The 15,119-nt window shown below is 64.1% G+C and carries 14 protein-coding genes; 11 read left to right on the top strand and 3 right to left on the bottom strand.

The window, feature by feature from the left end; all coding sequences use genetic code 11:
- Positions 1-11: 11 nt before the first annotated feature.
- The 3 genes from CDV46_RS06730 to CDV46_RS06720 all read left to right on the top strand — a co-directional run bounded on the left by CDV46_RS06730 (position 12) and on the right by CDV46_RS06720 (position 3,657).
- Positions 12-956, top strand: coding sequence for an ABC transporter permease (locus CDV46_RS06730; RefSeq protein ID WP_058375632.1), 945 nt, complete (start codon positions 12-14; stop codon positions 954-956).
- A gap of 22 nt (positions 957-978) precedes the next feature.
- Positions 979-1,917 carry an ABC transporter permease gene (locus CDV46_RS06725; protein WP_087687310.1) on the top strand — a complete coding sequence of 313 codons (939 nt, stop codon included), beginning with the start codon at positions 979-981 and terminating at the stop codon, positions 1,915-1,917.
- 102 nt (positions 1,918-2,019) lie between these two features.
- Complete coding sequence (locus tag CDV46_RS06720; RefSeq protein ID WP_087687312.1) at positions 2,020-3,657, top strand: gamma-glutamyltransferase family protein; 1,638 nt, start codon at positions 2,020-2,022, stop codon at positions 3,655-3,657.
- Here CDV46_RS06720 and CDV46_RS06715 read toward each other — a convergent pair whose 3' ends face one another.
- The 3 genes from CDV46_RS06715 to CDV46_RS06710 form a co-directional block, all read right to left on the bottom strand.
- Positions 3,658-4,869: an MFS transporter gene (locus CDV46_RS06715; protein ID WP_217896719.1), complete on the bottom strand. Its 1,212-nt coding sequence runs from the start codon at positions 4,867-4,869 to the stop codon at positions 3,658-3,660. It lies immediately after the preceding gene.
- Positions 4,797-5,024, bottom strand: coding sequence for a hypothetical protein (locus CDV46_RS27265; protein ID WP_217896718.1), 228 nt, complete (start codon positions 5,022-5,024; stop codon positions 4,797-4,799). The genes CDV46_RS06715 and CDV46_RS27265 overlap by 73 nt, the downstream gene beginning before the upstream one ends.
- Before the next feature lie 127 nt (positions 5,025-5,151).
- Positions 5,152-6,414 (bottom strand): flavin-dependent oxidoreductase, encoded by a 1,263-nt coding sequence (locus CDV46_RS06710; protein WP_087722135.1) that lies wholly within the window; start codon positions 6,412-6,414, stop codon positions 5,152-5,154.
- A gap of 122 nt (positions 6,415-6,536) precedes the next feature.
- Here CDV46_RS06710 and CDV46_RS06705 point away from each other — a divergent pair, with 122 nt between their 5' ends.
- The 8 genes from CDV46_RS06705 (at position 6,537) to mhpT (ending at position 15,019) form a co-directional block, all read left to right on the top strand.
- Positions 6,537-7,466 carry a LysR family transcriptional regulator gene (locus CDV46_RS06705; RefSeq protein WP_087722134.1) on the top strand — a complete coding sequence of 310 codons (930 nt, stop codon included), beginning with the start codon at positions 6,537-6,539 and terminating at the stop codon, positions 7,464-7,466.
- 283 nt (positions 7,467-7,749) lie between these two features.
- Positions 7,750-10,206 (top strand): MCP four helix bundle domain-containing protein, encoded by a 2,457-nt coding sequence (locus CDV46_RS06700; RefSeq protein ID WP_254915951.1) that lies wholly within the window; start codon positions 7,750-7,752, stop codon positions 10,204-10,206.
- Between the two features lie 75 nt (positions 10,207-10,281).
- Positions 10,282-11,010 carry a methyl-accepting chemotaxis protein gene (locus CDV46_RS06695; protein WP_176399027.1) on the top strand — a complete coding sequence of 243 codons (729 nt, stop codon included), beginning with the start codon at positions 10,282-10,284 and terminating at the stop codon, positions 11,008-11,010.
- 12 nt (positions 11,011-11,022) lie between these two features.
- A complete protein-coding gene (locus tag CDV46_RS06690) occupies positions 11,023-11,589 on the top strand; it encodes a hypothetical protein (RefSeq protein WP_087722133.1) in 567 nt (188 codons plus the stop codon).
- Between the two features lie 34 nt (positions 11,590-11,623).
- On the top strand, positions 11,624-12,265 hold the full coding sequence (locus tag CDV46_RS06685; RefSeq protein ID WP_087722132.1) for a chemotaxis protein CheX: 642 nt from the start codon (positions 11,624-11,626) through the stop codon (positions 12,263-12,265).
- 57 nt (positions 12,266-12,322) lie between these two features.
- Entirely contained in the window at positions 12,323-12,688 is a 366-nt protein-coding gene (locus CDV46_RS06680; protein WP_058375623.1) for a response regulator, read from the top strand.
- 163 nt (positions 12,689-12,851) lie between these two features.
- Complete coding sequence (locus CDV46_RS06675; RefSeq protein ID WP_249277431.1) at positions 12,852-13,430, top strand: MarR family winged helix-turn-helix transcriptional regulator; 579 nt, start codon at positions 12,852-12,854, stop codon at positions 13,428-13,430.
- 332 nt (positions 13,431-13,762) lie between these two features.
- Positions 13,763-15,019, top strand: a complete 1,257-nt coding sequence (gene mhpT / locus CDV46_RS06670; protein WP_087722131.1) for a 3-(3-hydroxy-phenyl)propionate transporter MhpT — start codon at positions 13,763-13,765, stop codon at positions 15,017-15,019.
- The last annotated feature ends 100 nt before the right edge of the window (positions 15,020-15,119 follow it).

The following is a 15,119-nucleotide window of genomic DNA, read 5'->3' as shown; positions in this document are numbered from 1 at the left end:
CGAGGTAAGCCATGCTGCGTCTCGTCCTCCATCGCGCGCTCGTCGCCATTCCGACACTGTTCATCGTGTCGATGTTGATCTTCGGGCTGCAAAAAATGCTGCCCGGCGATCCCGTGCTCGCGATGGCTGGCGAGGACCAGAACCCGCAGGTCATCGCCGCGCTGCGCGAGAAGTATCACCTCGACAAGCCGCTGCCCACGCAATACGCGCTGTGGATGGGTGACGTGCTGCATGGCAACCTCGGCAATTCGCTGCGCACCGGCGAGCCGGTGACGACGCTTATCGCGCAGAAGCTGCCGGTGACGCTGCAATTGGCTTCGCTCGGTCTGCTCATCGCCATCGGTATCGGTATTCCGCTGGGCATTCTGTCGGCGGCGAATCGCGGCAAGGCAGTGGATTACGGCGCCAACGTGCTGGCGCTGTCGGGCATGTCGATCCCCAACTTCTGGCTGGGCATCCTGCTGATCTTTCTGGTGTCGGTGCGCTGGCAGTTGCTGCCGTCGTCGGGCTACGTGCCGCCGGGCGAAGACCTGTGGATGAGCTTCAAGACAATGATCATGCCGGCCTTCGTATTGGGGGCGGCGCTGGGTGCGCAACTGATGCGTCATACGCGCAGTGCCATGCTCAGCGTGCTGCGCACCGACTACATTCGCACCGCGCGTGCCAAGGGCTTGCTGCGTGGCACCGTGGTGCTCAAGCACGCGTTTCGCAATGCGCTGATCCCGATCGTCACGGTGCTGGCGCTGCTCTTCGGCGAACTGCTCGCCGGCGCGGTGCTGACCGAACAGGTCTTCACGATCCCGGGCTTCGGCAAGCTGGTGGTCGACGCGGTGTTCAACCGCGATTACGCGGTGGTGCAGGGCGTCGTGCTGGTGACGGCGGTGAGTTTCATCGCGCTGAATCTGGTGGCCGACGTGCTGTATGTGTTGCTCAACCCGCGCCTGCGCCGGGCCTGAGGCTTATTCTTTCCGACTGAACATGGCCGCCTTGCCCACGACTCCTTCCACACCGTCCACGCCGCCCACGCCGCCCGCCTCTGTTGCTGCGTCTGCATCGGCAGCAGCGAGCGCCGAGCGTCTGCCGCGCCGCCGTCATCGCGGGCTGCGTAAATTCGCGCGCAACCGTGCGGCGGTTGCCGGGGCAATCATCGTCGCGTTCGCCGTGCTTGTCGCACTGCTCGCACCGTTGATTTCCCCCTACGATCCGATCGCTACAAGCTTCATGACGGTGCGTCAGGCCCCCAGCGCGCTGCATTGGTTCGGGACTGACGAACTCGGGCGCGACATTCTCGCGCGCATGATTTACGGCGCCCGCGCGTCGCTCGCGGCGGGTGTCGTGTCGGTAGGCATTGCCGTGATCATCGGCGTGCCGCTGGGGCTGCTCGCCGGTTACTTCGGCCGCTGGGTCGATGCCATCGTGTCGCGGCTGGCCGATGCGCTGCTCTCAATCCCGTTCCTGATTCTCGCCATCGCCATGGCGGCGTTTCTCGGGGCGAGCCTGACCAACGCCATGATCGCTATCGGCGTGTCCGCCATGCCGCGTTTCGTGCGGTTGGCGCGAGGGCAAGCGCTCACGGTCAAGGCGGAAGAATATGTCGAAGGCGCGCGCGCCATCGGCCTGTCGGATACGCGCATCATCGTGCGCTACATCCTGCCCAACGTGCTGCCCCCGATCATCGTGCAGGCGAGCCTGACGGTGGCGACGGCCATCATTGCCGAGGCGAGCCTGTCGTTTCTGGGGCTCGGACAATTGCCGCCGATGCCCTCGTGGGGCTCGATGCTCAATACGGCCAAGGACTTCGTTGAACAAGCGCCTTGGATGTCGATTTTCCCCGGTATCGCCATCTTTTTGACGGTACTCGGATTCAACCTGCTGGGAGACGGTTTGCGCGATGCGCTCGATCCGCGCGAACAGTAACGAGGGTGTCCCCCGCGCGTAATGTGAGCGTCTTAACGTTGCAGCGCGGGCCTCCCCGGCAGCCAACTCCACCCATTCGAGACAAAGGTAAGTGAAAGCGTCATGACGCAATTCAACTGGCAGAACCCTTATCCGACACCGCGCCTGCCGGTGTTCGCCCGCAACATCGTGTCGACGTCGCACCCGCTCGCCGCGCAAGCCGGCCTGCGCATCCTGTGGCAGGGCGGTAACGCCGTCGACGCCGCCATTGCCGCTGCGGCCTGCATGACCATCGTCGAGCCGGTCTCGAACGGTCTGGGCGGCGACTGCTTCGCGCTCATCTGGGACGGCAAGGAGCTGCACGGACTGAACGCTTCGGGTGTGGCACCCGAGGCGTGGAACGTCGACTACTTCCGCAAGAAATACGGTGAGCAGCACGGCATCGCGAAGCAACCGACGCGTGGTGTAGACACCGTCACCGTGCCCGGCGTGATCGCCGGCTGGGAAGCGCTGCACGCGAAGTTCGGCAAGCTGCCGTTCGCCGATCTGATGGCACCGGCCATCGAGATCGCCGAGCGGGGTCACGCGGTTGCCAACATCGTTGCGCGCAAGTGGGCCGCCGCCGTGCCGGAACTGAAAGACCAGCCGGGCTACGCGCAGACGTTCATGACGCATGGCCGTGCACCGGCGACGAGTGAAATGATGCGTTTCCCGGGCCACGCGCGCACGCTGCGCATGCTGGCCGAACAAGGGCCGCGCGCTTACTACGAAGGCGAGATCGCCGAGCGCATCGTCGGCTGGTCGAGCGAGCATGGCGGGGCAATGACGACCGACGATCTGCGCAACTACCGCGCCGATTGGGTCAAGCCGATCGAGAAGGATTATCGCGGCTACACCGTGCATGAGATTCCGCCGAACGGGCAGGGCATTGCCGCGCTGATGGCACTGGGCATTCTCGAGAAGTTCGACGTGTCGCGTCTTGCTGTCGACCGCGTGCACTCGCAGCACTTGCAGATCGAGGCGATGAAGCTCGCGTTTGCCGATCTGTACAAGTACGTGGCCGACCCGCGTTCGATGGAAGTCACGCCGGAGCAGATGCTCGACGACGCCTACCTGACGGCGCGCGCGAAGCTCATCGATCCGGACCGCGCCACGCAGTTCGACTTCGGCATGCCCAAGGCCGGCGGCACGATCTATATGTCGACTGCCGACGAGAGCGGCATGATGGTCAGCTTCATCCAGTCGAACTACATGGGCTTCGGTTCCGGCGTGGTCGTGCCCGATCTGGGCATCGCGCTGCAAAACCGTGGCTGCGGCTTCTCGATGGACCCGAAGTCGGCCAACGTGGTCGAAGGCGGCAAGCGTCCGTTCCACACGATCATTCCGGCGTTCCTCACGCAAAAGGTCAACGGCCAGCACGAGGCCGTGATGAGCTTCGGCGTGATGGGCGGTGACATGCAGCCGCAAGGCCACTTGCAGTCGATCGTGCGCATGCTCGACTATGGCCAGCAGCCGCAGGCGGCGTGCGACGCACCGCGCTGGAAGGTCAACCGCGACTTCACCATCGACGTGGAATCCACGCTCGACCGTGAGACGGTGGCCGGGCTGCTCGCACTGGGCCACAAGCTGAAGTCCATCGACGATCCGTATATGGACTTCGGCTCGGGGCAGTACATCTGGCGTCTGGATCGCAACGATCCGGAGCGCGGCTACGTGGCCGCCAGCGACAGCCGTCGCGACGGCCTCGCCGCCGGTTTCTGATCAGGCAGTTTCTGTTGTAGCGGCACCGGGTCGGCGAGCTTCCTCACCACCCGGGCGCCGAACGCCCACGCTGATCGCCAGTGCCGCAACGCTGGCAATCAGCGCCGGGACGGCAGCCATCATGAAGAGGTGCTGCGGGTCCCATTGCAGCGCCAGCAACACGCCGCCGACCATCGGCCCGACGATGGAGCCAATGCGGCCGATACCGAGTGCCCAGCCGACCCCCGTACCCCGAATCGTCGTCGGGTAGGTGCGCGCGGACAGCGCATTCGCACCGATTTGCCCGCCGACCACGCAAAAGCCCGCACCGAATATCGTTGCCGCCAGCACGGCCACCGAGGTGCCTGCCAGCCCCACCAGCACGATGCACACCGCCGCACACAGATACACCGCACTGAGCGCCTTGAAGGGCGGCACGCGGTCGAAGACGCGTCCCAGCGTGAGCGTGCCCAGCGTGCCGCCGATTTGCAGCATCGACGTGATGAGGGCGGCCGTATCGAGGGGGATGCCCGCATCGTGAATCACGGTCGGCAGCCAACTCGACAGGAAGTACAGATCCATCAGGCTCATGAAGAAGATCAGCCACAGCAGCAGGGTGATACGCACTCGCTTGTCGGCAAATAGCGCACGCACGCCTGCATGACCCGACGCATGAACGTCCACGCCGCCGTCGATCTGCGCATCGGCCGGAAGATCGGGGGCGAGCTTGCGCAGCACCGCCCGCAGGCGGGCTGGGTCTTTCGCGCGGGCGATCAGAAAGCGAGGCGATTCGGGCAGACATCGCCACGCAAGCACGGTGGCGGCCAGCGGCAACAAGCCGCCCACGACAAACACCGATTGCCAGCCGAAGTCGCGAATCAACCCGGCGGCCGCGAGCCCGCCCAGCGCGGCACCCAGCGAGAAGCCGCAAAACATCACCATGATCGCCGTCGAGCGCACACGTTCCGGCGCGAACTCACCAGTAAGGGCGATGGCGTTGGGCATCACGCAGCCCAGTCCGATGCCTGTCACGAGCCGCAAGATGAGCAATGCCGTGACTGATTGCGCGAGCGCCGTCGCGAGCGACATGACGCCGAAGATGAGCATGCCCGCGATCAGTACGGGCCTGCGTCCCAGCCGGTCGGATAAGGGGCCGCCGATCAGTGCGCCGAGCGTGAGGCCGACGAGACTCGCCGAGAAGACTGGACTGAGCGCTGCTCGTTCGATACCCAACGCGTGCACGATGGCGGGGCGACATAACCGATGGCCTGCGTGTCGAAGCCATCGAGAAAGACAATCAGCGCACACAGCGCGGTGACGAGCAACTGATAGCGGCCGAACGGCCGCTCGTCGATGAGCGCTCGCAGGTCGATGCGGGGCGTAGGCATACGTCTGTCTCCACGAATGGCCTCGTCGGCGAGGCTCTGTCGAAAGTGTGGGAAATGCAAAAGCGTGCGGGCCGGCGGGCGCGCACGCAAGTCGCTGTCGGGGCCGTTCTGGCGCGCCGGTCAGCCGTCAGCGGGCCGCCGCCTGTTTGGCATTGAGCGTCTCCCGATTGAGCCCGGCGACATTCTTGTAGCGATTCGAAATGGCGGCGAGATCGGCGTTGCTGATGACGTCTTCGATCCGCGCGAACGGCTTGTCGCCGCTCAGGTCGTGCACCGTTTGCAGAATGGCGTCCGGCGGCGCCGTGCGGTTCATCAGCACGACATCGGCGGTGGCCTTGCCGCGAATGCGTTCATAAGCGTCGAGTGCCGCCGTGGTCAGGCCGTGCTCGCGAAGCTGCGCCGCCAGACACGGCGCGTCGAGAATTGCCTGCCCAGCGCCATTCGAGCCACGCGGCACCATCGGGTGCGCCGCGTCGCCGAGCAGCGTGACGCGCCCGAAGGTCCAGCGCGGCAGCGGGTCTTGATCGACCATCGGATATTCGAGAATGGTCTCGGTGGCCTCGATCATCCCGGCCACGTCGAGCCAGTCGAAATGCCAGTCGGCAAAGGCCGGGAAGAAATCCTCCCGCCGCCCCACGCCATTCCAGTCGCGGCGCGCCGGCTGTGGCGATTCGATTTCGGCGACCCAGTTCACCAATTGATTGCCCTGACCGTCGACGTTGTTGCGAATCGGATAGATCACCATCTTGCCGACCGACAGCCAACCCGCACGAACCATCGTCGCACCCGAGAGGAAGGGGGGCAGCACCACACTGCCGCGCCACATGTTCACGCCCGAATAGCGCGGTGCCCCTTCGGTGGGATAGCACTGCTTGCGCACGACCGAGTGAATGCCGTCGGCCGCCACGAGCAGACGCGCGCTGACTGGCGGCAGCGCGTCGCCATCGGGCGATGCGAACCGGACGGTGACGTTGTCGTCGTTTTGTTCGAAGCCGGTGCAACGATGCCCCTCGACCACCGCGTCGGCGCCAAGGCGCGCGCGCACGGCGGCAAGCAGAATGCCTTGCAGATCGCCGCGATGGATGGAGAACTGCGGCCACGCATAGCCGGCATATTCGCCAGCGGGCTCGCGATAGACGAGTTGACCGAACCGATTGAAGAACGCCGATTCGCGCGTGGTGACTGCGACGTCGCGCAGCGCGGCAGTCAGGCCAAGCTCGTCGAGCACACGCGCCGCGTGCGGCAGGATGTTCACGCCGACACCCAGCGGACGAATCTCGGCCACGGCTTCGTAGATGCGGCAGGCGATGCCCGCTTCGTGAAGGGTGAGGGCGAGCGTCAGGCCGCCGATACCGGCGCCGACGATGGCTACATCGACGGATGAGGACATGGAGGTGTCTCCTGCGCGGCAATGCGCGGTGAGGTTGGAATGGACACCATTAAAGCGCGCAGCCAGTCATTAGGGAATTTTGACTATCATATGAATTCATATTCGATAGTTATGAGTGACGGATGAACATCTCGCTGCGTCAATTGAAAGCGTTCGTGCTGGTCGCCACGCTGGGCAACTTCACCCGCGCGGCGGAGCGCCTGCACATCACGCAGGCCGGGCTGTCGGTGATGATGCGCGAGATCGAAACGCAGTTGGGCAGCCGTTTGTTCGACCGGACGACCCGCAGCGTGACCCTCACGCAGGCCGGTCACGCGTTGTTGCCCGTGGCAAGTGCGGCCGTCGGGCAACTCGATGCGGTGGCCGGACAGATCGCCGCGTTTGGTCAGGTGGCACGCAAGACGTTGCGCATTGCCGCCACGCCCCTCGTGTCGTCGCACCTGATGCCGGAATGGTTCGGCGCCTTTGCGAGCGAACATCCCGACGTGGATCTGCGGCTGGTGGAGGCCGAACTCGCGCAAGTGCAGGCGCTGGTCGAGCAGGGCGAAGCCGATCTGGGCTTCGGGTTCTTCACGAAAGCGTCGCACGGCATCGAGCGCACGCTGCTGCAATCGTTTCGCCTGATGCGCGTGACGGCGGCAGGCAGGCGAGCGTCGCGCAAGACGGCCAAGGGCGGCATCTCATGGGATGAACTGCGCGACGAGAAGCTCATCAGCCTGCCGCCCGACAATCCGATTCAGCAACTCGTGGAGACGCATCTCGCGCGCATCGGCCGCGCTGACGAGCCGCGTGCGGTGTTTCGCCGCTTCGAGACATTGATCGGTATGGCCGAAGCCGGACTCGGCGCCGCCATCGTGCCGACGTTCACCTTGCCGGCCTGCTGCGCGCGTGCGGTGCGTTGGGATGTGCTCACTTCCCCCGAAGTGGCGCTCGGCTTTCACCGCATCGTCAAACGCGGTCGCGCCAAGCCGGAGCTATGGCGTCAATTCACCGAGTTGGCGGCAGGGTCATTACGCCGTATCGATGCAATGGCCGATGAAGGCGCACGTTAAGCGAAGTCATCGTGAAGCCATCTTCGCGAGGGGGACGTGGTGAGGACGATGCGCCTAAATAGCAAGCACTCACCCCTCGGAAAGTTAGTGCTTACCCATCTTGGATTCCTACACGCCATTGCCGATCCGGTGATACGTGAAGCTTCCGTTGATTCATCGAATCGTCACAGTTCGCCCCTGATAATCACGTCGCACGAGGAATTTACAAACTAATTCGGCGGCCGATCTACTGCGTCAATCACGCGGGGCACCGGGCGCCGGTGCGACCCGGGGAAATGACGCAATGACCATCCGTCATCGAATAACGCTATTGGTGATCCTGACGTTTGTCGCGCTCTCGATCATTGGTGGTTACGCGGTGTACCAGACGCGTGCCAGCGCTCAGAAAGTGCGGCAGGTAACCGAAGGTGTGGTACCGAGCGCGCTCGCTTCTGCCGACCTTGTTTCGCAAGTCAAGGCAGTCCAGATCGCCACGATGACGCTGGTCTATGCGCCTGACGAGACCGTCGTCGAACAGGCGCTCGAGAGTCTCAAGAAGCTGCGCGCCGACATCGATCAATCGCTTGCCCGTCAAGCCGACGGCGCCGCCAGCGCCGCACAGAAGGGGCTGGTGACACAGGCCCGCGAGAGCGTCGACAACTACTTCAACGCGATCACCGATACCGCCAAGCTCAAACAGGCCGGCAAGGCCGAGATGGCGCAGGCGTTCCTGTTTGCGAACGTCGCGCAGTATCGCGACGAACTCGAAGGCGTGGTCAACACGCTGCGTGTGGAGAAGAACCGCGAGAAGGATTCCGCGATTGCCACGCTCAACGACACGCTCTCGACCACGACGACGGCCATCGCCATCGTCACGGGCCTCGCGATCCTGTTGCTGACCGCCATCGGCGCGCTGCTCTACCGTCAGATCACCCGCCCGCTCTCGCGTATGCAGGGCATGATGAGCGAGATCGCCAGCAGCCAGGACTTCACCCGCCGCGTGCCGGTTGGCCGGATGGACGAGATCGGTCATTCGATCGTCGCGTTCAACGGCATGATCGAGAAGATTCAGGAGCGCTCGGCGCAACTCAAGCAGAAGACGGCCGATATTCAGGCGATGTTGCAGAACATGCAGCAGGGCATTCTGACGGTGGTCGACGGCTCGAAGGTGCACGCCGAATACTCGGCCTATCTCGAAGCGATCTTCGAAACGCAGGACATCGCGGGCCGTGGCGTGATGGAACTGGTGTTCGGCGACAGCGATCTAGGTTCCGACGCGCTGTCGCAAGTCGAAGCCGCCGTCGATGCGTGCATCGGTCAGGACGCCATCAACTTCGCCTTCAACGAACACTTGCTCGTGGGCGAAATCGGCAAGCGCATGCCGGATGGCCGCGTGAAGCAGCTTGACCTGACGTGGTCGGCCATTACCGACGAGACCGACACGATCCTGCGCCTGATGCTGTGCGTGCGTGACGTCACCGAACTGCGTGAACTGGCCGCCGAAGCGAACCAGCAGAAGCAGCGTCTCGAAATGATCGGCGAGATTCTGGCGGTGAGTCAGGAGAAGTTCCACCACTTCATCGAAAGCTCGACCGACTTCATTCGCGAGAACGAGCGCATCATCCGCAAGCACTCGCAGGCCGACAGCGCAGCCATTGCGGAGCTGTTCCGCAACATGCACACGATCAAGGGCAATGCGCGCACGTACAACCTGCAATACCTGACCAACGTCGTGCACGAGACCGAGCAGCAGTACCACGAGCTGCGTCATCCGGAAGCGGGCTTGCCGTGGGATCAGGACCACCTGATGCGCGAACTCGAACGCGTGCGCAACGCGGTCGACACGTACGCCCATATCAACGAAATGAGTCTGGGCCGCAAGGGCCCGGGCCGCACGGCTGACGAGCAGTCGATGGTGGTGGATCGCGGTCATATCCGCGCCAGCCTGCGCATGCTCGAAGCGGCCGACCCGAACGATCTGCATCAACTGGTTGCGATGCGCGACGCCGTGCACCAGACGCTGCGACTGCTGGGTACCGAAGGCGTGGGCGAAGCGTTGGGCGGTGTACTCGATTCGCTGCCGTCGCTGGCGGGTGAGCTCGGCAAACCGGCCCCGGCCGTGCGTATCGACGACAACGGATATCGCCTGCGCTCGCCGGCCGTGCGAATTCTGCGCGACGTGTTCATGCACTTGCTGCGCAACTCGATGGACCACGGGCTGGAAAGTGGTGATGAGCGCCGTGCCAAGGGCAAGCCCGCCGCGGGCACCATCGACATCGAAGTCGGTCTCGATCACAACATGTTGCAAGTCACGCTGACCGACGACGGTCGCGGTCTGGCGCTGCATCGCATTCGCGGCATCGCCGTGCAGCGTGGCTGGATCACGTCGGAAACTTATGTGACGGACGAGCAGATCGCGCAGTTCATTTTCCGCCCGGGCTTCTCCACGGCCGCGCAGGTGACCGAAGTGTCGGGGCGCGGCGTGGGTATGGATGCCGTGCAGGACTTCGTGCGCCGCGAACATGGCCGCATCGAATTGCGTTTCACCGACGACCGTAAGGGCGCGGAATTCCGTCAGTTCCAGACGGTGGTGTGCCTGCCGGACAATCTGGTGGTCGATGGCTTCGACCTGAACAGCGTGGCGGCCGACGCGGTCGATCTGCCGAGTGCGCCGCTCGAGTCAATCGATACGCTCGGGAAGGTCGAAACGCATGAGGTTCGCGACGACCTGTCCAATCTCTCGAACGCCGGCAAGGTCTGACCCCAGTATGAATGCACGGCGGCGCAGACCTGACCGGTCTGCGGCCGCCGCGCCGCTTTCGGAGGCATCAAGAGCATGGCAGCAGTGGAATGGATCGCGGCGGGCGCCCTCGCCGGTGTGGCGGGTGCGGGCGTGATCGGCTTCATCGTGCATCGCTGGCGCATGGCGCAGGCCGTCGCGCACTGGCGCGCGCTGGAAAAAACGCACGAGGAAGCCCTCGAACAGGCGCTTGAGCGCGAACGCGCCGCGCAGGCGGGCAGCGACGAGATCGCCGAAGCGCACGCCGCCGCATTGGCGGCGCTGCAAGCGCAATTGACGCAAGCCGAGTCGGATCTGCAAGTCGCACGCAAGTCCGAAGCCTCAGTGCTCGACGCCAAAACGCAGTGGCAGGAAGAGGCCCAGCGCATCGCCGGTGAAGCGGCGCGTCTGCGCGGGCTCGCAGCGACGTTCGAGCGTTGGCACGAGCAGATGATCTCGCTCATGACCCAGAATCAGGACATGCACGCGAAGAACCACGAGTTGGCATCGATCGTGCGGCACGTGTTGATCGTCTCGCTCAACGCGTCGATCGAAGCGGCGCGCGCAGGCACGGCCGGGCGAGGTTTCGGCATCGTCGCCAGCGAAGTGCGTTCGCTAGCGACGCGCTCGGAAGAACTGTCGAAGAGCTATCGCGACAGCCTGCACCGCAACGACGTGACGACCACAGCGACGTTTCAGGACATTCAGGCGGGCGGCAAGATGATTGCCGCGTCGCTCTCGAGCGTCGAGTCGCTGGCGCATCAGTTGCATTCCCGTCTTCACTAGGCAGGTGGCGTTTTGATCAGCACTCACGCACGCGACAGTTTCGAGCGCATTCTGCACAAGGCGGCACGTACGCGGCTGGCCCGTTCGATCGACGCGCCTTGCGAGATCGTGCCGTTGCGCACGCGCCAGTCCGAGCCCGCGAACGATGCCGAGGTCGATCTCGCCAAACGGCATGCGAACGTGGTGGTGCTCACCATTTCGTCGATTGGCTTTCGCATGCTGCTGATTTTGCATTTCGACGAGGACGACGCGACGGCGGCTTACTTCCTCGGGGAAGCGCAGGACAAGCCGTTCCGCGAGGCGTTTCTCGAAATCAGCAATCTGTGCTGCGGCGCGATCAATCAGGAACTGCTGAACTACTTTCCCGATCTGGGCATGTCGACGCCCTATGTGCTCAGCGCGCGCTGCGTGCCGCATCTGACTCAACTCAAGCCGAATCACCTGGCGTCGTGGGAGATCACTCTCGACGGCTCGGTCCGCCTGGCTGCCACGCTGTGCGTTTGCGCGCATGCGCCGCTCGACTTCGTCGCCGAAGTGAGCGAGACGCAGGACAGCGGCGGTGAGCTGGAACTGTTTTGAATTCGCCCCACGTCTTGGCAAGGAACCCAATACGATGAACCGAACCACCCCCCGCGAGTCGGTCAACCATTTCCTGATCCTCGACGACAACGTCGAACACGAATATCCCGAAGCGCTCGTGCGCGGGATGATCGATATCACCGATGGCGCCATTCGCGGCCTGTTCGGCGATGTCACCGTAACCTGCGAGTCGCCGAGCGTGGTGCGCGATCGCATCATCTTCGGCGAAGTCTTCAGCCTGATTCCGCTGGAGAGCGCCTGGTGCCGTGGCTACATGATGATGCAGGCCGAGCAGGTGCCGTTCATGCAGTTGCTCGAACACACGGGCCGCTGCGAAGGGCAGGCCGGGTTTCGTGAGCTCAACGGCATGCTGGGCGAGATGACCAATCTCATCTGGGGCGCGTTCAAGAGCCGCTTCATGGGCGACCCGGCGGCCGTGGACCACACGCAGGTGCAGGTGCCGCTGCTGATCAACCACAAGCAGAAGTACATCTCGTTCGGCACCGATAACCCGCAACTGTGCTTCGTCTATCAGCTGACGGACCCGGTGAGCGGTCAGATCGTCACGCTGCATCAACACTTTGTCTTCAGCCTGAACTGGTCGCCCGAAGCGTTTCGCGAAGCGGCCCAGACCGTGGCTGAACCGGTCGAGACCGGCGCGCTGGAAATGTTCTGAGCCACGGGCTCACCCATTCACACTCATATTCACTTACCTATTCTCAAGGACAACACCATGTCGAAGATTCTCGTGGTCGACGATTCGAGCACTGTGCGCGACGAAGTCGCGGGTTTCCTGCGCAAGAACGGCCTGGATGTCGACACGGCCGTCGACGGCAAGGACGGCCTCGCGAAGATCAAGGCCAGCCCGGGCGTGAAACTCGTCATCAGCGACGTGAACATGCCGAACATGGACGGCCTGACGATGGTCGAGAAGATTCGCGGCGAACTCGCCAACAGCTCGGTCAACGTGGTGATGCTCACCACCGAGAGCAGCCCGGCGATGAAGGAGCGCGGCAAGGCCGCCGGCGTGCGCGGCTGGATCGTCAAGCCGTTCAAGGGCGACGCCGTGCTGGAGACGTTCCGCAAGCTGGCGAGCTGAGCGAAGCGATTCCGCCGAAAACGAAGGCGGCTTCGCATCGTGATTTCGCGGCGCTCATCGGTACGATGATTCGGGCGGAAGACCGTCGCCACCGCGTGGCGTCGGCGTTACACTGCTGTCTTTCCCGTATCGCGCGAGAGTCCTCGCATTCTCGCTATTCACCATGAGCGTCGTTTCCCCGAAAAAAAAGCCGGCCGCTGCGGCCGCTGCGTCCGGTTTGGCTGATCTGGCCGAGACGGCCGCGCCGGCGTCCGGTGGCGCCGGTGCCGAAGTGACGCCCGAGACGGCCAATACTGCCAATGCTGCCGATGGCCGTCCGCGCCGCTCGAAGCTGCGCCTGACGTACGTCATCGCCAGCCTCGATCGTCTGCTGCGTCGCCACATGTCCGAGGCGCTCGCACCGCTGGGTCTCACCCTCGCGCAGTTCACCGCGCTGTCGGTGCTCGACGCACGCGGCAAACTCTCCAACGCGCAACTCGCGCAACGCTCGTTCATCACGCCGCAATCGGCCAATGAGGTCGTGGGCGTCATGGCGTCGCGCCAGTGGATCACGCGCGAACCCGACCCGAACCACGGCCGCATCGTGCTCCTGCAACTGACCGACGAAGGCCGCCGGGTGCTCGCGCAATGCGAAGCGGTGGCCAAGGAGATCGACGCCCGCATGCGCACGGACGTCAGTCGCGAAGACGCCGCCGCCGTGCAACGCCATCTGGAAATGTTCGTGCGCAATCTGCGCGACTAAGCCCTCGTCATCCACGTTGTCTCCTGACGGTTCTCCTGAGCCGTCTCCCGACTCCCGGCTTTCAGTCGTTTTTGCGCCTGCCCTGGCACGCCGCCGTTGGCGTGCGCTTCGGGTTTGTCCCGACCCGCTGAGCGCTTGTATTGTCAGGTAGCTTGATATTAAATGGAGTCCGCTGCGGCACCGTCACGCCCTTTGCACTTGCGTCCTTAATATCAGGTTTCCTGATTAAATGATGTGTGGCGGCGACCAATCTCGCAGGTAACTACATCGGGCGCCACGTGTCACGGGTTGGCAGGCGGTAGCCGGAGTCCATGAAGATCACAGGAGACACTATGGAATCGACTCGGGAGCGTGGAGCGCAGGCGATATTGCCTGCGAGTGAGCGCACGGGCAGCACCGCCAACACGGTGGTGCTCACGCTGGGCTTGTGCTTTGCGGTCGCACTGCTCGAAGGGCTTGACCTTCAATCGGTCGGGGTGGCCGCACGGGGCATGGCCAAGGAGTTCGGGCTGAGCGTCGCGCAGATGGGCATTGCCTTCTCGGCTGGCACGTTCGGGCTGTTGCCCGGCGCCATGGTCGGCGGGCGGCTGGCTGACAGCATCGGCCGCAAGCGCGTGTTGATGCTCTCGGCAGCGCTGTTCGGGGTGTTGTCGATTGCCACCGCGTTCGTGTCCGACTTCTGGATGCTGGTGATCGTGCGTGTGCTCACGGGTATCGGCCTCGGCGGTGCCATGCCGAACCTGATCGCACTCTCCTCCGAAGCCGTCGCGCCGCGTCTGCGCGGCACGGCGGTGAGCATCATGTACTGCGGCATTCCGTTGGGCGGTGGCATTGCCGCCACCATCGGCATGCTCGCCGTGAGCGATGCCGACTGGCGCCACATCTTCTACGTCGGCGGTGTCGGGCCGTTGCTGCTGTTGCCGTTGCTCGCCATGTTCCTGCCCGAGTCGAAGGCATTCGCCGCGGCCACGTCGCAAGGTCAGCGCACCACGCCTGCACCGTTCATGTCGGTGCTGTTTTCCGAGGGGCGCGGCGTGTCGACGGTGCAGTTGTGGCTGAGCTACTTCTGCACGCTCATCGTGCTGTATTTCCTGCTCAACTGGCTGCCGTCGCTCATGGGCTCGCGTGGTCTCGCCCGCGGTGAAATCGGCTGGGTGCAGATTCTCTTCAACGTCGGCAGCGCCGTCGGGGTGCTGTGCCTTGGCCTGCTGATGGACCGCGTGCGCATGTCGGTCGTCATCGGTGGCATGTATCTCGGCATGATTGCCTCGCTGATCGGGTTGGCGGCGGCGCAAGGCTTCGCCGTACTGGCGACAGCGGCCTTCTTCGCCGGCATGTTCATCATCGGCGGCCAGTCGGTGCTGTATGCACTGGCGGCGGCTTACTACCCGACTGCCATGCGCGGCACCGGTGTGGGCGCGGCGGTGGCGATCGGGCGTATCGGCTCGGTGGTCGGACCGCTCGCCGCAGGCATGTTGCTCGCCGTGGGTAGCAGCGCTGCCGTAGTGATCGGCGCCAGCGTGCCGGTCGTCATCGTCGCAGCGCTCGCGGCACTCACGCTTATCCGTCGTCCCCGCGCAGCCGACTGATCGGGCATCACCGGTCGGCTTCGCTTATCGCGACGGATGGCGTACGGCACGCCCCCGTCGCGTTTTTTCGCGTGCAGCCCTTGCACGCCGTTTGATCTTG

The organism is Pandoraea sp. PE-S2T-3, assembly GCF_002179965.1.
Lineage (GTDB): Bacteria > Pseudomonadota > Gammaproteobacteria > Burkholderiales > Burkholderiaceae > Pandoraea.
Note: the sequence above shows the minus strand (reverse complement) of the source record. Positions and strands in the feature narration are given on the sequence as shown.